This is a genomic window from Rhizobium sp. CFBP 8762, from assembly GCF_014841565.1.
In the GTDB taxonomy this organism is placed as follows: domain Bacteria; phylum Pseudomonadota; class Alphaproteobacteria; order Rhizobiales; family Rhizobiaceae; genus CFBP-8762.
Window position 1 is genome coordinate 104,232 of record NZ_JACYUD010000004.1, and the last position, 15,396, is coordinate 119,627.

Here is a 15,396-nt window from a genome sequence, read left to right on the forward strand (position 1 = left end):
ATATCGCGATCATCAGCCAGCGGGACGTGACGCGAAGAAATGGCTCGCGCTTCCGCCTGCAGTCGTATCTATCAGCTCATCACCATTGACCGAAGCTGGATGTGGGGGCTGCGACAGCGGAAGGAATATGGCTCGCGACGTTCTCGCCAACAATGCCAGCATTTACGTTCCGGCTTGCTTGCAGGACGAAACGGCTGACGGATTTGGTCGCATGCTCGAAATCAACTCGTTTTCGATCTTCTGAGGCATGCATCAAGATGCTGATCGACAATCACGCGGCGGCGACCGGAGATAGGCTCGAACCACACGTATCGCCGAGCGTCAGCGACGATTGCTGGTTCGGCAATGCTGGCATTCACGCCTTCATATACGGACCCGGAGAGCTTCGCCAATGTCATGCTGCGCCTCATCCATTAATGGTCGAATACCGCTGCGTCTTCTATTTTCATTCAAACAAGAGCGAGCTTGCGACCCTCGACCGGATGATGGGGGTCGCTCGGCGCGAGCGTCGATGTCTTGCCGGGCGACACGAGCTGATCGATGAAGGCCTCATCGGCTTCCGTGTAGCGGTAGTCCAACGCGTCCAGATAATCCTGCCACTGTTCCATCGTGCGCGGACCCACAATGGTCGAGGAGACGAGGCTGTTGCGCATTACCCATTGCTGGGCGATATGCGCCGATCTGGCACCCTCGGCCTCCGCATGGCGGACGAGCGTTTCGGCGACGGCAAGTGATTCCGGCCGCCATTCAGCTTCCATCATGCGTACGTCGCAGCGCGCCGCACGGCTTCCCTGTTCCGGGACTGCGTCCGGTTTGTATTTGCCAGTTAGAATACCGCGCGCAAGCGGGCTGTAGGTGACGACGCCGAGCCCATAGAATTGCGCCGCTGGCAAGTGTTCGACTTCCGCCTCGCGGTTGACGAGATTATAGAGCGGCTGGGTGGCGACGGGCCCCTGTATACCTGCCTCCTTCGCCAGCGCCACAGTTTCCGCCATGCGCCAAGCCTTGAAGTTGGAAACTCCGAAATAGTGGATCTTGCCCATCCGCACGAGATCGGCAAAGGCATGCACCATTTCCAACATGGGCGCTTCGAAATCTGCCTTATGGATGTAGAGGAGGTCGATATACTCGGTACCCAAGCGCTTCAGGCTGGCATCGACCGCCTGTATGATCCACTTGCGCGACATGCCCTTTTCGTTCGGGCCAGCGCCCATCGGATTGCCGACCTTGGTAGCGAGCACCCAATGATCGCGATCGGCGGCTATCGCGCGACCAACGACACGCTCAGATTCTCCACCATTATACATGTCGGCTGTATCGATGAAGTTGACGCCGGCATCCCTTGCCGAAGCAATGATATCCGTCGACACCCGCTCGTCGGCCGCACCACCAAACATCATCGCGCCGAGACAGAGCTCGGAAACTTTTACGCCGCTTCGGCCGAGATAGTTGTATTTCATCGATCGCTCCTTTGCCCGGACCGGCCTTTCAAAGGCCGGCCGCATCTCATCTGCATCGGCTCTAACAACCCTGCTCGGGATCGCAAACCGCCGAATGCCGCTCGTCCGGATATTGTGCGCGTTTGTCCAAACGCATGCCGTTGGCAGTCACTACTATGCTGATATCAGCGACATACATCGCCGCGGTCATTAAGGCAGAACAAGGATTTTTCGATGAACACTCCCATCCACCCGAAGGACTGGATCGTCGGCAGGACGGCAAATGGCACCAACCATCTCAACTGGGGCGTCAAGGCCGGCAATCACATCTATGTCGCCGGCATGCTGTCTACCGATCCTTATGATGGCAGCACGGTTGGCGAAGGCGATATTATAACCCAGACCCGCCGCGTCCTCGATAGCGTCAAGGAAGTCATCGAGACCGCAGGCGGCAAGATGACCGATGTCACGTTCAACCAGATTTTCCTCAAGGACCTCGCCGATTATCATGCGATGAATTCGGTCTATGTCGAATATTTCAAGGAAAACCTGCCGGCCCGTGCCTGCCTGAAGGCAGACATGGTGAAGCCGGAATATCTGGTCGAGATCATCACGATCGCAGTCGTTTCCGGCTGATCCCTAGTCCCGCCATTAGAGTTGGCCTCCGTTGGCCATCTCTTCTTCGCCTACCGCCGACTCGAAGCCATGATCAACCCGCCCGAAACGAAGATCACGATCGCACCGACAATCGTATGCAGAGCCGGAATTTCTCCGAATACCATCAGGCCAACCACAAGTGCCCAGCACAGCTGCGTATAGGTAAGTGGCGCAAGCGTGCTTGCCGGTGCATACCGATGGGCTATGACGAGGAAGAAGTGGCCAATCCCGCCGATCACGCCGACCAATACCATAGCGATCCAGCCACCCGCCGCATTCGGCCACTGCCAGACGGGAACGACCGCGACTGTCAGCGCAACGGCCGGCAACGCGACGGCGACGATATTGAGGCTAAGCATCGTCTCGCTCGACAACAGACGCTTCGACAGAAGCACATAAAGGGCATAGCTCAGCACATTTCCGACCGCAAAGAGCGCCGAAATTTTGAAGACATTGCCACCTGGTTGAATGACGATCATCGCGCCTGTCAGGCCAAGGATGAGCCCGAGACCGACAAGTAGCCTCAGGCGCTCGCGAAAAATGACGATAGACAGACCGGAGATGACGATGGGCCCGAGCATGACGATCGCCTGGCTCTCGACAAGACCTAAAGTCCTGAGTGCGAGAAAATTGAAGGCGGTCGAACCGAACAAGCACGCTGCACGCAACGCCTGCAGCCAGGGGTGGCGAATGCCCCATCGGCGCGGATCGAGCGCCGGTCGAAACAGGATGAAAGCAGTCAGGCTGCCGAAGGCATAACGCGCCCAGATGACCTGCAGCACCGGCAGATGACGCCCCGCATATTTCGCCGCCGGATCGATCAACGCAATGCACATGGCTGCAAACAGCATCAGCAGGATGCCGGTTCTAACCTTGACAGGGGCAGCCGTCGGATGGGCAGGACGATTGACGGAAATATTCGACATGAAAGTCCGGGGGATGGGCCGCGCCTGCGACCGGAAAAAAGGAGGGGCGATCTCTTGTGGCCTCTCAGCGGACACCCAGCAGGTGCGAATTGCGTGTGATCCGCAATCCGCCGTGCGATTGTGAACACGCCTTTTCGCGCCAGCGTCCATATCCGCGATGCTGCGACGGCGACACGCCGTAACGCTCCTTGAAGGCACGGCTGAAATAGGCAGAATCGTTGAACCCCCAGCGATAGCTGATCTCGGCGATCGACAGGCTATGATAGAGCGGATCGGCAAGATCGTGATAGGACCGCTCCAGCCTGCGTCGGCGGATATAGGTATTGGCATTCTCGCCAGCATCCTCGAACAGTTTCTGTAGATAGCGCAGCGAGATGCCGAGATAGTCTGCAAGGCCGCTTGGCGACAGCTTGGGATCTGAGAGTTTCAGCTCGATTGCCTGGGTTGCGCGCAACGCAATTGCATTTTTTGACCGCGATCCATCTATGAGATTTGCGGCCGCTCCGGTCGAGGCGATCGCTGCCATCAGGAACTCGACCAGCGTGATTTCTAGCGGACGGAGCTCCTCGCTGGAAATGCTGCCGATCCGTGCCGTCGCGAGCGCCAGAAGATCAGCAAGGAAGGTCGTCGCGCCATGATCGGCACCGAGCGAGAGACCGACAGCCGGCGTCGCCAACGATGTGAGGCGCGAACCACTGTGGAATTCGGTGAACTGTACGATGTCAATCGCGGTCTCAGCACTCGCCGTCAGCCGCATTGCGCGCGGGATCTTGCCGACAATGACGTCGCCGGCGGAAAAGACCAGACTACCGCGTTCGGTCCGCAGCGCTCCTGCACCCTTGAGGATACGCGCCAGCCAGATACCGCCCGCGCGAGATCGTGTATCGAGCGAGATATGTTGCGGGGAGATTTCAAGCCGCAGCATCGCGAAGCCCCAGGGGGCTTTGAGGCCGTTGACGGACGCCTTGAAATTGCGCGGCGATGCATCGCAGACCGACTTGGCACCCAAACCGCCCAAGGTCTCTGTCCAGGCGGACATGCGCTGGTGTTCATCAATCGGCCCGCTGTCGAAACGAAATAGCTTCAGCATCACCTATACACTCCCCATTTCCGGTCACTTCTGACCGCGAAGGAAGGGAATGCCAATCTCGCTCGGGCCAGTCTTGCTCTTGCCGACCAGCACCCAGGCAATGAGCGCCAGCAGAAAAGGCGACATAAGAAGCAGCGGCGGCGAGATGGACAGCCCGATCGCCTGCCCTTGATACTGGAGGGCATCGGCGGCACCGAACAGGATCGAGGCGAGCATCACCCAGATCGGGTGCCAGCGCCCGAATATGACGACCGCGACCGCGAGATAACCGCGCCCGCCAGTAATGTTGTCGACAAATACGCCGCCGGAGGCGACCAGCGTCAGATAGGCGCCGGCAATGCCCGTCATGATGCCGGTGACGAGCATGGCCGAAAAGCGGATATTCGTCACCGAAATGCCAGCGGCGTCGGCTGCGGACGCGCCTTCGCCTACGGCGCGAAAGATCAGGCCGAGGCGGGTATGGCGGAAGAAGATCCAGAACAGGATGGCGACGATGACGGCACCGTAGAGGATCGGGCTCTGCGAGAAGACGGCGCGGCCGACGATCGGCAATTCGGAGAAATAAGGAATGCGATAGCTGGAAACGTTGCGCAGCGACGGCGACTGAAAGGCCGGCGACAAGACCATGTCACGTAGCAATGAGGTGGCGCCGAGCGCCAGAATGTTGAAGCCGATGCCGACGACAATCTGGTCAGCCCGAAGCGACGCGACGGCTATGGCCACCACACCGACTGCCAGCATGCCCCAAAGAGCGCCAAAGGCGACTGCGGCATAGGGCATGCCCGTCAATTGCAGTCCGAATACGGCACCGAAGGCGCCGAACAGCATGATGCCTTCGAGCCCGATATTCAGCACGCCCGTCCGTTCGGAGACGAGTTCGCCAAGCGAGGCGAGCAGCATCGGTGCGCCGAGACGGATCGCGGCAGCCAGTAGCAGGCTGATCGTTATAGGGTCGAAGACCATAGCGGCCGTCCTTTCAGGAACCTATATCCATGGATGCATGCCAGGAAGATGATCGGCAGGCCGGTCATGATCAGCGCAAGGGCTGCGGGAATGCTGAGCGTGCTCTGCAGCGCAACGGTGCCGCTGCTGATCGCACCGAAATAAATAGCGACGATCACCGCGCCGAGCGGTTCCAGGCTGCCGAGCAAAGCGATCGCCAATCCGTCGAAGCCGAGCGAGGACGAAAAGCCGTCGATGAGGCGGTATTGGACGCCCAGCACTTCGACGGCACCGGCCATGCCCGCAACGCCACCGGAGATTAGCATCGAGCTGACGATCAGCCGCGACAGCGGCATGCCCTGCAGGCGCGCAGTCTTCGGGCTGAGGCCGGCAACGCGCAACCTGATGCCGAACGTACTGTGATAGAGCAGCGCCCAAAGGGCGACGGCTACAACCAGCGCCAGTAGCACACCGGCATGCAGCCGTGTTCCATTGACAAGCACCGGCAGGATCGCGCCATCGGCGATCTTCGCCGACATGTTGAAATCCGACCCATGCGGCTGCAGCGGCCCCTGGACCAGGTATTTGACCAGATAGATGCCAATGAAATTCATCATCAGCGTGACGATGATCTCGTTGGCGCCACGCCACAGTTTCAGTAGGACCGGGATCAGCCCCCAGAATGCACCGAACAGTGCACCGCTGACGATTGAGATTGGCATGAGCAAAACGCCAAGCTCGGGGGGCAGCAGGGTCGCCGGAAGGACCGCACCGATCGCGCCGAGCTGCAATTGCCCCTCGGCACCGAGATTGTAAAAGCCGCAGCGGATGGCGATTAGGGCAGCCAGTGCCGCAAGCAGCCGCGGTGTCATGAAGGCGAGGGTATCGCCAATCGCCATCCTGGAGCCGAAGGCACCCTTGATCATGACGCGCAGTGCCTCGACCGGTTCGACGCCTAGGCTTGCGAGGATGAAGAGACCGATGATCATGCTGACGGCAAACGACATCAGCACCAGAAAGGCATTGGAGCCGGTGATCCGCTTCATCAGGTCGGCCATGCTTCCGCCGGCTGATGCGGCATTATCGGATTGTCCCGGGCTGATCGGCGTCACGCGTTGACACTCCCCTGTTTGCCACCACCGGTCATCAGGTCACCGATGATCTCGCGTGGCGTATCGCTTGTCACCTTGCCAACCGTCTGCCCCGCATAGAGGACAACGATTCGGTCGCTGACGCGCAGGATTTCATCGAGATTGCTGGAAATAATCAGTACCGCCTTACCGCCATTGGCCGCCTGGCGCAGTCGCTTCAGCACCTCTTCGCTGGCCGCGACATCCAGCCCGCGGGTCGGCTGATAGACGATCACGGTCGGCGCATCCTCATTTAACGCGCGGGCCAACACGATCTTCTGCTGGTTGCCGCCCGACAATGTGCGCGGCGTAACAGAGACGGAGCGTGCCCGGACATCGCAGGCGACGCGCATCTCTTCCGCCTTTCTGGCGATCTCGCCATGCACCAGCCGGCCGTGGCGGGAATAAGGCTCCTGTCCGATTCTGTTAAGCAGAAGATTGACCGAAACCGGCAGATCCAGAACAAGCCCTTCATGGTGCCGGTCCTCCGGCACGAGTCCGGCAATGGCGCGCCCATTCGGGTGACGGCTTTGAGCCTCGACAGTGCCACTTTCGGGCTGGCGCAGACCGGCCAGAAGCTCGAACAGTTCGCGCTGGCCATTGCCCTCGACACCGGCAACGCCAACTACCTCGCCGGCATGCAGCGTCAGAGAGGCGTTGTTCAGACCCGATGAGGACTGGGTCGGCGCCACGCTCACCCCTTTCAGGGCGATCACGGTCGCGCCGTTTGCAACGTAATCGGATTTGAGCGGCATATCGAGATCGACGGACTTACCGACCATTTCGCGGACAAAATCGCCACGGTTGCGGTCTGCAACGGGTGCCGAACTGATCAACTTGCCGCGGCGGATGACGGAGGCATGCTCGGCATGGGCAAGCACTTCTCCAAGGTGATGGGTGACGACGACGACGGCCCGGCCGTCGTCTGCGATTTGCCGAAGGACACGGTAGAAGGCCTCGATTTCAGACGGATTGAGAATGGTCGTCGGTTCGTCGAACAGAATGAGTTCCGCCCGGTTGATCAGTGCTTTCAGGATTTCGACGCGCTGCTGCAACGACAGCGGCAGGTTACCGACAATCGCCTTGGGATCGACCGGCAGGCCGTAATCCTTTGCGATCTTTTCAATATCGGCATTGCGCACAAGACGCTTGCGGGCCGAAGGCGAAGCCGCGAGCCTTAGGTTTTCGGCAACTGTGAAACTCGGCACCAGTTTGAAATGCTGATGGACCATGCCGATGCGATTTGCGATCGCATCGGCCGGCGAGGTGTGGATGACCTGGCGGCCTTCCAGAAGAATACCGCCCGTATCCGGCTGATGCATGCCGAAGAGGATGTTGAGCAACGTGCTCTTTCCGGCTCCATTCTCGCCAAGGATGGCATGGATCTCGCCGCGCCGGAAGGTGAGCGAAACCTCTTCGAGGACCGGGTGGCCGGCAACGAAACTCTTCGAAACACCGGTCAATTCGACATACGGACGGTTCAGCATTGGGTCTCTTATTTCTCGACGTCGATTTCGCCCTTGGCGATCTTCGCCATCGTGGCAAACACATCCATCTCGACCTTGGCGTCAACATGTTTAAACGGCTTCTGCAGCGTCCAGCCCTCGTTCGACAGATCCATCGTGTGGACCTTGCCGTCCAGCTTGCCTGCAGTCATCAGCTGGCCCATCTCATCATAGGCCTTGTCAAAATTGAGCACAGTGCTGGTGATCACCGCATTCGGATAGGCCGGACTTTGGTCCATATAGGCGCCGATCGTATGGGCCTCCTCTTCGTCAGCCGCCTGCTGTGTGCCGACATCGGCAAGGTCGGCGGAAGGCAGAAGCACGTCGGCACCGCGAGCGATCACGCCAGTGGCGATTTCCTTTGCCTTGGCGACATCCGAAAACGAGCCGGTATAGACCGTATCGACCTGAATATCGGGAACGAGCGATTTCGCGCCCTTGATGGTGAATTCCTGCGCCCGCTTGGCCGATGGAATTTCCTCGCCCGAAATGATTGCAATATGTTTGTTCTTGCTCGATGCCGCAGCGACGGCGCCGGTCACGAAACCATACTGATCCCAGTCCAGCGACCATGCCGTGTAGTTTTTCAGGTCGCCGGTGGAGGACGCATAGCTGTAAAGAACGAACTGTGTATCAGGAAACTCCTTGGCAATTTCCTGGATGGCTGCCGAATAGCCCGAGCTGTGGCAGATGATCATCTTGACACCGCGTGAGGCAAGCTGGCGCAGGATGGCCGGCGCCTTCTCATAGGTAGCGTTCTCGATATAGGACGGCTTGAAACTGTATTTCTTGACCATTTTGTCGAAAGCAGCATAGCCTGGCACATCCCAGTTTCCTTGGGTGACAGAACCGGTGAACAGGGCTGCAACCTCCACCGGATCGGCAGCGTAGGCGGCACGCGGCGAGACGAGCGGACCGGTGGAGAGAACGGCTGCACCAAGCGCGAGCGCCAAGATATGCCGTCTGGTCAAAGAGAGTAGGATCATGCGCAGGGTTCCCTTGATTGGTGTCAACGAAGAATAACGGATATGAACTGCTCAGATGTCTGCCAGGGCGGCTGAAACCATGACGACGACATCGATCTCAAGCATCAGGCGCGGATCAGCGAGACCCGCGACATGGATGAAGGTGCTGGCGGGAAGCTCCACGCCGTCGAAGAATTTCAACCGTCCCCGATGGATGGCGGGCGCGAAGCCCGGGTCGGTCACATAGGTCACCGTCTTGACGATATCGTCCGGCGTCGCCTTCAAGGCCGCGAGAAGATGACCGATATTGGCATAGGTTTGGGCAATCTGAGCATCGATGTCACCGGCACCGACCACCTCGCCGCCCTCGTCCCAAGATACCTGGCCGGTCGCATGGACCGGCACGCCCGAACGGAGCTTGACGTGGTTATAGTAGCTCTGCTGTTTGAGCCCCTTCGGATTGATTACGGTCATCTCGCTCACTCGTGCTGGTGGGTGTAGGCGGTGGTCGATACGCCGCGTTCCTTCAGGCCCGAGACTACGTCGACACCTATGGTCTTGAGGTCGTCTATGAAGTCGGGCACGATTACGGTGATGCCGCTGAGCCGGGCGCTTATGACGATATCGGCGAGACGGTCGGCGATCGTATCGACCGATCCGACAATGGCTGCGGGTGACATCGAGTTGCGCGACTGACCCTGGGCGATGAACCGATTGGCCATCGTGTTCTGCTTCAGGCTGGGGTCTGAGGAATATTCCCGCGTCTGATTGTCAAGCGCTTCGACATCGACACCGGAATTGTAATAATCGACCCGTTCCTGAGCTTCCTTGTCGGTCCCACCCGGAACGATGGTAAACAGGCCGTAGGTCTTGAAATCGGTCCGCCCGACCTCGGCGGCCAGTTCCTTGGCGCGCAGCCCCGTCTTGACGAAATCATTTCGGTTCGAGCCAAGCAGGAAGCTGCCGCTACAATTTTTGATGGTGAAGCGGAAGCCGCTGTCGGACGCACCAGCACAGATGATCGGCGGCTGTTTTTTAGGCTTCGGGTTCGACATGCAGTCGGTCAGCTTATAAAACTTGCCCTCGTGATCGACACGGTCTTCGCTCCAAAGGCGCTTGGCAACGGTGATCCATTCCTCAGCCAGCTCATAGCGGCCGCCGTGATCGAGTTCGCGCCACAGGCCCATCTGTCCCTGGTCGGCAGGATTGGAGCCGGCAACAAGATTGAGGCCAAAGCGTCCGTTGGAAATCTGGTCGAGGACCGACACCATTTTGGCGACCACGGCCGGATGAAAGATCATGGTGTGGATAGTACCCCAGACGCCGATGCGGCTCGTCGCCTCGGCGAGACCGGACATGGTCGTCAGCGATTCCAGCGTCACGTCCCAATGCTGGCTCGGGCCCCCGTAACCGCGCCACTTGGCCATGCTGAGAGCAAAATCGAAGCCGAGATCCTCGGCCAGAAGCGTCACCTGCTTGTTATATTCATAGGTAGCCGGCAGCTGAGGGCTCGTCGTAGACGTGATCCAGCCGCCGTTTCCGACCGGCAGGAAAACGCCAAGTTCTACGGAAGTCTGTTCGGAAGTCATGAGGTCTGCCTTTCAATGATGCGGGCCAAGCCCATCTTCATGGTGGGTACGCTAACAGCAATTTTTTGGGAGACGTAATCGAATGTGATCCATGTCACGTTGCCGCTTTGGCAACGCGGGTTGTTTTTCACCGGAGGTGGTTGGACGATTCCGTAGCAGTCTTGAACGCCTTGACGAGGCGCTTTAGGAATTCGTTCGCCGCATAGGACAATTGCCGGTCGCGATGGATGCAGACCGCCGAGGTCGCCTCGGCAAAATCGGGGTAATCGATGGGTATGGCGCGCAATCGCCCGTCGCTCAACTCCTTGCGCGCCGCCATGACTGGCGCGATCGCCAGCGTTCGACCGGTGATTGCCAGATTCTTCGTGAGTTCCAGATTGTTGGTGGAAACGACGATGTCCGGTGCGAAGCGATTGCGGGCAATCGCCTGGTCGAACAATTGCCTGAGACCGAAGCTCGTCACTGGAAGAGCGATCTGCTGGCTGCAGATTTCGGCGAGCGACAGTTTCTCGCGATTGGCGAAGTCATGATGGGGCGAAACGAGACACATGACCGGCTCGCTATATTGCGCCATGATCTCTATCCCCGACCGGCCTTTGGGATTGTAGACAATGCCGATATCGGCCTCGTCTCGGGTCAGCGCCTCGGCGATGCGGTCGGACGATTCCGAATAGACGGAGAACTTGATCGCCGGGAACTGCTCATTGAAATCGGCAATCGTGCGGGGCAAGAAGTCCATGATCAGGCCCTCTATCACCCAGATTTTCACCTCTCCCAGCCGAAGCCCCTTCAGGCTGCGGATGCTTTCCTGCACCCGCTCCATGTCCCGGAACATGTGTCGTGTGAAACGTTCGAGCACCACGCCCGCCGGTGTCAGCTGAATGCCGGTATTCGTCCGTTCCAGAAGCATCGTGCCCAAGGATTGCTCAAGGATGGCAATCTGCCGGCTGATCGCCGATGGCGCCACATGCAGCCTGTCGGCCGCCCTTCTGATCGAACGCGTCTCGGAGACTTCGTTGAAATATTTGTAGGTGTTGAGATTCACGTCGCATTTCTCCAACTTCAGGCCGCGGGAGAAAAGCAAGCTTCGTGCCAAGGCGATCTTTCTGTCGTTCTAAAATAGGCAACAGGCAGAGAACCACATTGAACTACGGCAGACGTCAGTTGAGTTGCTATGCCTCGTCACTGTCACATTGGCCTTGGCCGACAAAAATCGGCTTAAGGGCGTGATGCGGCGAGCGATACAAAATTCGAGGCGGCCCGACTGCGCCTCAGTTTCCCTTGAGGGACCAGGAGTGACGATGCCTTTCGCTACAATCGGAAGCGACGAATGCTATTATGAGATTACCGGCCAAGGACCGCCGCTCCTGCTCGTCACCGGGCTTGCCGGTGTTGCATCCTACTGGAATCCAAATATAGAAGCCTTGTCCAGGCATTTCACCGTTATCAGCTACGATCACCGCGGCACCGGCCGCAGCACCCGCTCCGAACAGGCCTACAGCGTCGAACTGTTGACCGATGACCTGATCGACTTGATGGATGCGCTCGGTATCGAGATGGTAAGCCTGATTGGCCACTCGACCGGCGGTGCGATCGGCCAAGTTTTCGGCGCCCGTTATCCGGAAAGGCTCGCCCGGATGGTGCTTTACGCTTCCTGGGCAAGTCTCTGCCCGCAGATGATGCTCTGCTTCGATCTGCGTCGCCTCCTCTTGCAAGGCCATGGTAAGGAGGGCTATCACCGTGCCTCTCCTGTCTTCCTCTATCCTCCACAATTCGTTTCGGATGAATGGCCGAGACTGAAAAGAGACATGGCCGCTGCCATTGCCAGCTCGACGACCGAGACCATCCTCGATGCCCGCATCGAAGCCGTCATCAGCTTCAACGGGCTGGGCTACCTGCCAAAAATCTCAGCTCCGACGCTCGTATTGGTGGCGAAGGACGATATACTGACGCCGCCGCTCTGCTCAGAGGAACTTGCCCGCAACATCCCCGGTGCAACGCTGCAGGTTCTCTCCTATGGCGGTCACGCCGTCTCGGTTTGCGAACCGGAAACCTTCAACCAGGCAGTGCTGACATTCCTGCTCGGCGGCCATGCCCTGCCTGGCAGCACCATGAAAGCCGCATCATGACACCTCAGATCGAACTGACGCCACTCGATGAGCAGGCACGTGCTACGTTGTTCACCGACGCTCGCACACAAAACGGCTGGCTCGACGGCGAAATTTTAGACGAGACGCTCAACGCCCTCTACGATCTGGTCAAATTCGCCCCGACTTCGGCGAATTGTTCGCCCGCGCGCTTCGTCTTCATCCGCAGCCAGAAAGCCAAGGAAATGCTGAAACCGTCCCTATCATCGGGCAACCTTGGCAAGACGATGTCGGCCCCTATCTCCGTAATTGCCCCCTATGACACCGTATTCTACGACAAGTTGCCAGACCTCTTTCCACATGGCGATGCCCGCTCCTGGTTTACCAGCAGCCCGGAACTGGCGGAGGAGACGGCGTTTCGCAACGCCACGCTTCAGGCCGGTTATCTGATCCTGGCGGCCCGTGCGCTCGGCCTCGATGCCGGCCCGCTATCGGGCTTCGACAGGCAGAAGGTGGACGACGCCTTTCTCGGTGGCACGACCTGGAAGTCAAATCTTCTGATCAATCTCGGTAAGGGAGATCCATCAAAACTCTTCAGCCGGTTGCCGCGTCTAGGTTTCGATGAAGCCTGCCTGATCGCATGACGGAAAAGGATATGAATTAATGACAATGCTTGCAGCACCACATACCGTGCCTCCTCAGCCCAACGAAACCTTAAGAGCCGGCTTCCGCAATGCCATGTCGCGCCTCGGTGCAGCGGTTAACATCGTCACGACCGATGGTCCCGGCGGCCGCACGGGCTTTGCCGCGACCGCCGTCTGCAGCGTCAGCGATTCACCGCCAAGCCTTGTCGTCTGCATCAATCGCGGTTCGTCGGCTTATAAACCCGTGATCGACAACGGTGTTCTCTGCGTCAACGTCACCGGCGACACACACCGGCCTGTCTGTCAGCTTTTCGCTGGAAAGACACCTGCCGCCGAACGTTTCGCACTGGGCGAATGGACAGATATGCAAACCGGCTCTCCAGTGCTTCATGATGCGCTAGAAGCGTTCGACTGCCGCATATCTGAGGTTTATTCGAGCGGCAGCCACGATCTGTTGATCTGCGAGGTCATCGCGCTGAAACCTCGCAGCGAAGGACGTGGCCTTGCGTACTTCGATCGCGCCTACCACGCCATCGGCATCTGACCAGACCGTTTGCCGCGCCTTTATCGGGCGGACCCAGGAAGTAAGGTTCGGTCGCGCACCGTGCGCTCGCTGAAATATGTCTCCCCGCTTTTGATGGATTCAGCCCGCGACCCACAAACCTCGCAATTAACCATTGGCTGATAAAACTACTGACAGTGTCTCTTCTCGATCTGCGACTGCTGATAGGCAATACCGCCGTGCGTCTTATTACTGCAATATTGATTCCAAATATGCGGGAACAATGTGTCTTCGAGGATCCAAACTAACCGGTCTAGTTGAAACACCGGGGCACGCCCCACGAACGTCCGATACACAGTCGGCCAAGAACTCCAAAACACTATGCTGGATCGCTGATCAAGGTCATCAGCAGCACCCTCGCGCGCCAGAGCCCGTGCGTTCTCACGAACGCACGGTAATTTGCCTCTTTGATCCGACATATCAGGCTTATCGATAATCGATACCGATCTCCGAGCCGATGATCTAGTAATCAGACCTGTGCCAGTCCGCCATCCACGAAGACTTCGCCACCTGTCATGAAGCTGCTGTCGTCCGATGCCAGAAACGCAGCCACGGCGCCCGTCTCGGACGGCTCACCGACGCGGCCCAGCACCGTTGAAGCTCCAATGGCCGACATTCCTTCGTCGCCCAGAACCTTGAGCGCGATCTCGGTCGTGATCGGTCCCGGTGACATGACATTGACGCGGATACCCGTGCCGCGCAGGTCCAGTGCCCAGCTGCGGGCAAGATTTCGAACGGCGGCCTTTGTTGCACTGTAGATGCTGAAGGCGGGTGTACCCATAACGCCGGTGCTCGAACCGGTCAGGATAATGGAGGCCCCCGTTGCCATGAGCGGAAGGGCTTTCTGCACCGTAAACACCAGGCCCTTAACGTTCAGATCAAATATGTCGTCATAGTGCTCCGGCGTGATTTCGCCGAGAGCCGCAAACGCGCCGGTTCCCGCGTTGGCAAGCAAAATGTCAAGCCCGCCACGTTCAGCTTTTACGGTTTCATACAGTCGGTCAAGGTCCGCCATATCGGTGACTGATCCTTGAACAGCGCGCGCCGAGGACCCCAACTGTGCCACGGCGGCGTCGAGTGTTTCCTGCCGTCTGCCAAAAATGTAGACGAACGCGCCTTCATCAACAAACCTTTGGGCAGCCCCCAATCCAATGCCGCTTCCACCACCGGTGATTACAGCTGTCTTACCTTCAAGCCTTGTCATCATGAACTCCTTCTATGAACATGTGAAGAGTTGGTTGATAACAAACCAATTGACAAGTATGCACCTTTTGGTAAGTACCCTATATGATTTCAGAGCAAACAACCGTTCCGCCATCAGAGGCGCGAATTCTGCCATCGACACAGGCATGCACACCGATACTGCCCGGGTTTACTTGTGGGCTGGATGTATCGCTGCGCGTCATTGCGGGAAAATGGAAACCGTTGATCCTGTACTTCATCGCACAGGGGGGGCCCATTCGCTACGGGGCACTTCGCCGGGCCGTACAGGGCGTCAGCGACAAGATGCTGATCCAGCAGCTTAAGGAGTTGGAGGTCGACGGATTGGTCAAGCGGACCGACTACAAGGAGATACCGCCGCGCGTGGATTACGGCCTTACCGCGTTAGGCCGTAGTTTGGCTGAGGCCCTCGTGCCGCTGTGCTCATGGGGTACGCAGAACATGGAAGAGGTTGCCCGTGTCTTTGCTGAACGCGATCTAAGTGGACAGTAGACTGTCAACTTGCCTGTGAAGAACGTGCTGTTTAGGGCGTGCGATGCCTTCTCAGACGCGGAAGTTCACCTAAAAGCGGAACAGGCGAGACTTCTGATCAAAATATGATCCTGCAACGTGATGGTATCGGAGACTCTCGATCAGTAC

Annotated in this window: 16 protein-coding genes; 5 read left to right on the plus strand and 11 right to left on the minus strand. The window is 58.4% G+C overall.

Annotation, left to right across the window (positions count from 1 at the left end):
- Nucleotides 1-449 precede the first annotated feature (449 nt).
- Complete coding sequence (locus tag IFT84_RS11080; RefSeq protein WP_192119326.1) at nt 450-1,460, minus strand: aldo/keto reductase; 1,011 nt, start codon at nt 1,458-1,460, stop codon at nt 450-452.
- A gap of 213 nt (nt 1,461-1,673) precedes the next feature.
- Here IFT84_RS11080 and IFT84_RS11085 point away from each other — a divergent pair, with 213 nt between their 5' ends.
- Nucleotides 1,674-2,075, plus strand: coding sequence for a Rid family hydrolase (locus tag IFT84_RS11085; protein ID WP_192119328.1), 402 nt, complete (start codon nt 1,674-1,676; stop codon nt 2,073-2,075).
- Between the two features lie 50 nt (nt 2,076-2,125).
- On the opposite strand, the gene IFT84_RS11090 is transcribed toward IFT84_RS11085, so the two are convergent.
- The 9 genes from IFT84_RS11090 to IFT84_RS11130 all read right to left on the minus strand — a co-directional run bounded on the left by IFT84_RS11090 (nt 2,126) and on the right by IFT84_RS11130 (nt 11,288).
- On the minus strand, nt 2,126-3,022 hold the full coding sequence (locus IFT84_RS11090) for a DMT family transporter (RefSeq protein WP_192119330.1): 897 nt from the start codon (nt 3,020-3,022) through the stop codon (nt 2,126-2,128).
- Nucleotides 3,023-3,086: 64 nt separating this feature from the next.
- A complete protein-coding gene (locus tag IFT84_RS11095) occupies nt 3,087-4,112 on the minus strand; it encodes a helix-turn-helix domain-containing protein (protein ID WP_192119333.1) in 1,026 nt (341 codons plus the stop codon).
- A 24-nt stretch (nt 4,113-4,136) separates the two neighbouring features.
- Nucleotides 4,137-5,075 (minus strand): ABC transporter permease, encoded by a 939-nt coding sequence (locus IFT84_RS11100; RefSeq protein ID WP_192119335.1) that lies wholly within the window; start codon nt 5,073-5,075, stop codon nt 4,137-4,139.
- On the minus strand, nt 5,057-6,112 hold the full coding sequence (locus IFT84_RS11105; protein WP_192119337.1) for an ABC transporter permease: 1,056 nt from the start codon (nt 6,110-6,112) through the stop codon (nt 5,057-5,059). The genes IFT84_RS11100 and IFT84_RS11105 overlap by 19 nt, the downstream gene beginning before the upstream one ends.
- 50 nt (nt 6,113-6,162) lie before the next feature.
- Nucleotides 6,163-7,671: an ABC transporter ATP-binding protein gene (locus IFT84_RS11110; protein ID WP_197975532.1), complete on the minus strand. Its 1,509-nt coding sequence runs from the start codon at nt 7,669-7,671 to the stop codon at nt 6,163-6,165.
- An 8-nt stretch (nt 7,672-7,679) separates the two neighbouring features.
- Nucleotides 7,680-8,675, minus strand: coding sequence for a BMP family protein (locus IFT84_RS11115; RefSeq protein ID WP_192119338.1), 996 nt, complete (start codon nt 8,673-8,675; stop codon nt 7,680-7,682).
- 51 nt (nt 8,676-8,726) lie between these two features.
- Nucleotides 8,727-9,128: a RidA family protein gene (locus IFT84_RS11120; RefSeq protein ID WP_192119341.1), complete on the minus strand. Its 402-nt coding sequence runs from the start codon at nt 9,126-9,128 to the stop codon at nt 8,727-8,729.
- Nucleotides 9,129-9,133: 5 nt separating this feature from the next.
- Nucleotides 9,134-10,243: an LLM class flavin-dependent oxidoreductase gene (locus IFT84_RS11125; RefSeq protein WP_192119343.1), complete on the minus strand. Its 1,110-nt coding sequence runs from the start codon at nt 10,241-10,243 to the stop codon at nt 9,134-9,136.
- A 127-nt stretch (nt 10,244-10,370) separates the two neighbouring features.
- Entirely contained in the window at nt 10,371-11,288 is a 918-nt protein-coding gene (locus IFT84_RS11130) for a LysR substrate-binding domain-containing protein (RefSeq protein WP_192119345.1), read from the minus strand.
- A 256-nt stretch (nt 11,289-11,544) separates the two neighbouring features.
- Between IFT84_RS11130 and IFT84_RS11135 the strand changes: the two genes are divergently transcribed.
- From IFT84_RS11135 to IFT84_RS11145, 3 genes are read left to right on the plus strand one after another with little or no spacing between them, the layout of a single operon-like run.
- Nucleotides 11,545-12,372 (plus strand): alpha/beta fold hydrolase, encoded by an 828-nt coding sequence (locus IFT84_RS11135; RefSeq protein ID WP_192119347.1) that lies wholly within the window; start codon nt 11,545-11,547, stop codon nt 12,370-12,372.
- On the plus strand, nt 12,369-12,974 hold the full coding sequence (locus IFT84_RS11140; RefSeq protein ID WP_192119349.1) for a malonic semialdehyde reductase: 606 nt from the start codon (nt 12,369-12,371) through the stop codon (nt 12,972-12,974). The genes IFT84_RS11135 and IFT84_RS11140 overlap by 4 nt, the downstream gene beginning before the upstream one ends.
- 19 nt (nt 12,975-12,993) lie before the next feature.
- Nucleotides 12,994-13,518: a flavin reductase gene (locus tag IFT84_RS11145; protein WP_446737589.1), complete on the plus strand. Its 525-nt coding sequence runs from the start codon at nt 12,994-12,996 to the stop codon at nt 13,516-13,518.
- A gap of 487 nt (nt 13,519-14,005) precedes the next feature.
- Here the strand turns inward: IFT84_RS11145 and IFT84_RS11150 are convergent, their stop codons facing one another.
- Nucleotides 14,006-14,740, minus strand: a complete 735-nt coding sequence (locus IFT84_RS11150) for an SDR family NAD(P)-dependent oxidoreductase (RefSeq protein ID WP_192119351.1) — start codon at nt 14,738-14,740, stop codon at nt 14,006-14,008.
- 83 nt (nt 14,741-14,823) lie between these two features.
- On the opposite strand from IFT84_RS11150, the gene IFT84_RS11155 reads away from it, so the two are divergent.
- Entirely contained in the window at nt 14,824-15,249 is a 426-nt protein-coding gene (locus IFT84_RS11155) for a winged helix-turn-helix transcriptional regulator (protein ID WP_192119353.1), read from the plus strand.
- Nucleotides 15,250-15,396 lie beyond the last annotated feature (147 nt).

Bases quoted from the DNA above. Each gene is read 5' to 3' on its own strand.
- IFT84_RS11100 (WP_192119335.1), bottom strand. From the start codon at position 5,075: ATGGTCTTCGACCCTATAACGATCAGCCTGCTACTGGCTGCCGCGATC.
- IFT84_RS11150 (WP_192119351.1), bottom strand. From the start codon at position 14,740: ATGACAAGGCTTGAAGGTAAGACAGCTGTAATCACCGGTGGTGGAAGC.
- IFT84_RS11085 (WP_192119328.1), top strand. From the start codon at position 1,674: ATGAACACTCCCATCCACCCGAAGGACTGGATCGTCGGCAGGACGGCA.
- IFT84_RS11090 (WP_192119330.1), bottom strand. From the start codon at position 3,022: ATGTCGAATATTTCCGTCAATCGTCCTGCCCATCCGACGGCTGCCCCT.
- IFT84_RS11115 (WP_192119338.1), bottom strand. From the start codon at position 8,675: ATGATCCTACTCTCTTTGACCAGACGGCATATCTTGGCGCTCGCGCTT.
- IFT84_RS11105 (WP_192119337.1), bottom strand. From the start codon at position 6,112: ATGGCCGACCTGATGAAGCGGATCACCGGCTCCAATGCCTTTCTGGTG.
- IFT84_RS11135 (WP_192119347.1), top strand. From the start codon at position 11,545: ATGCCTTTCGCTACAATCGGAAGCGACGAATGCTATTATGAGATTACC.
- IFT84_RS11080 (WP_192119326.1), bottom strand. From the start codon at position 1,460: ATGAAATACAACTATCTCGGCCGAAGCGGCGTAAAAGTTTCCGAGCTC.
- IFT84_RS11125 (WP_192119343.1), bottom strand. From the start codon at position 10,243: ATGACTTCCGAACAGACTTCCGTAGAACTTGGCGTTTTCCTGCCGGTC.
- IFT84_RS11140 (WP_192119349.1), top strand. From the start codon at position 12,369: ATGACACCTCAGATCGAACTGACGCCACTCGATGAGCAGGCACGTGCT.
- IFT84_RS11110 (WP_197975532.1), bottom strand. From the start codon at position 7,671: ATGCTGAACCGTCCGTATGTCGAATTGACCGGTGTTTCGAAGAGTTTC.
- IFT84_RS11120 (WP_192119341.1), bottom strand. From the start codon at position 9,128: ATGACCGTAATCAATCCGAAGGGGCTCAAACAGCAGAGCTACTATAAC.
- IFT84_RS11155 (WP_192119353.1), top strand. From the start codon at position 14,824: ATGATTTCAGAGCAAACAACCGTTCCGCCATCAGAGGCGCGAATTCTG.
- IFT84_RS11095 (WP_192119333.1), bottom strand. From the start codon at position 4,112: ATGCTGAAGCTATTTCGTTTCGACAGCGGGCCGATTGATGAACACCAG.
- IFT84_RS11145 (WP_446737589.1), top strand. From the start codon at position 12,994: ATGACAATGCTTGCAGCACCACATACCGTGCCTCCTCAGCCCAACGAA.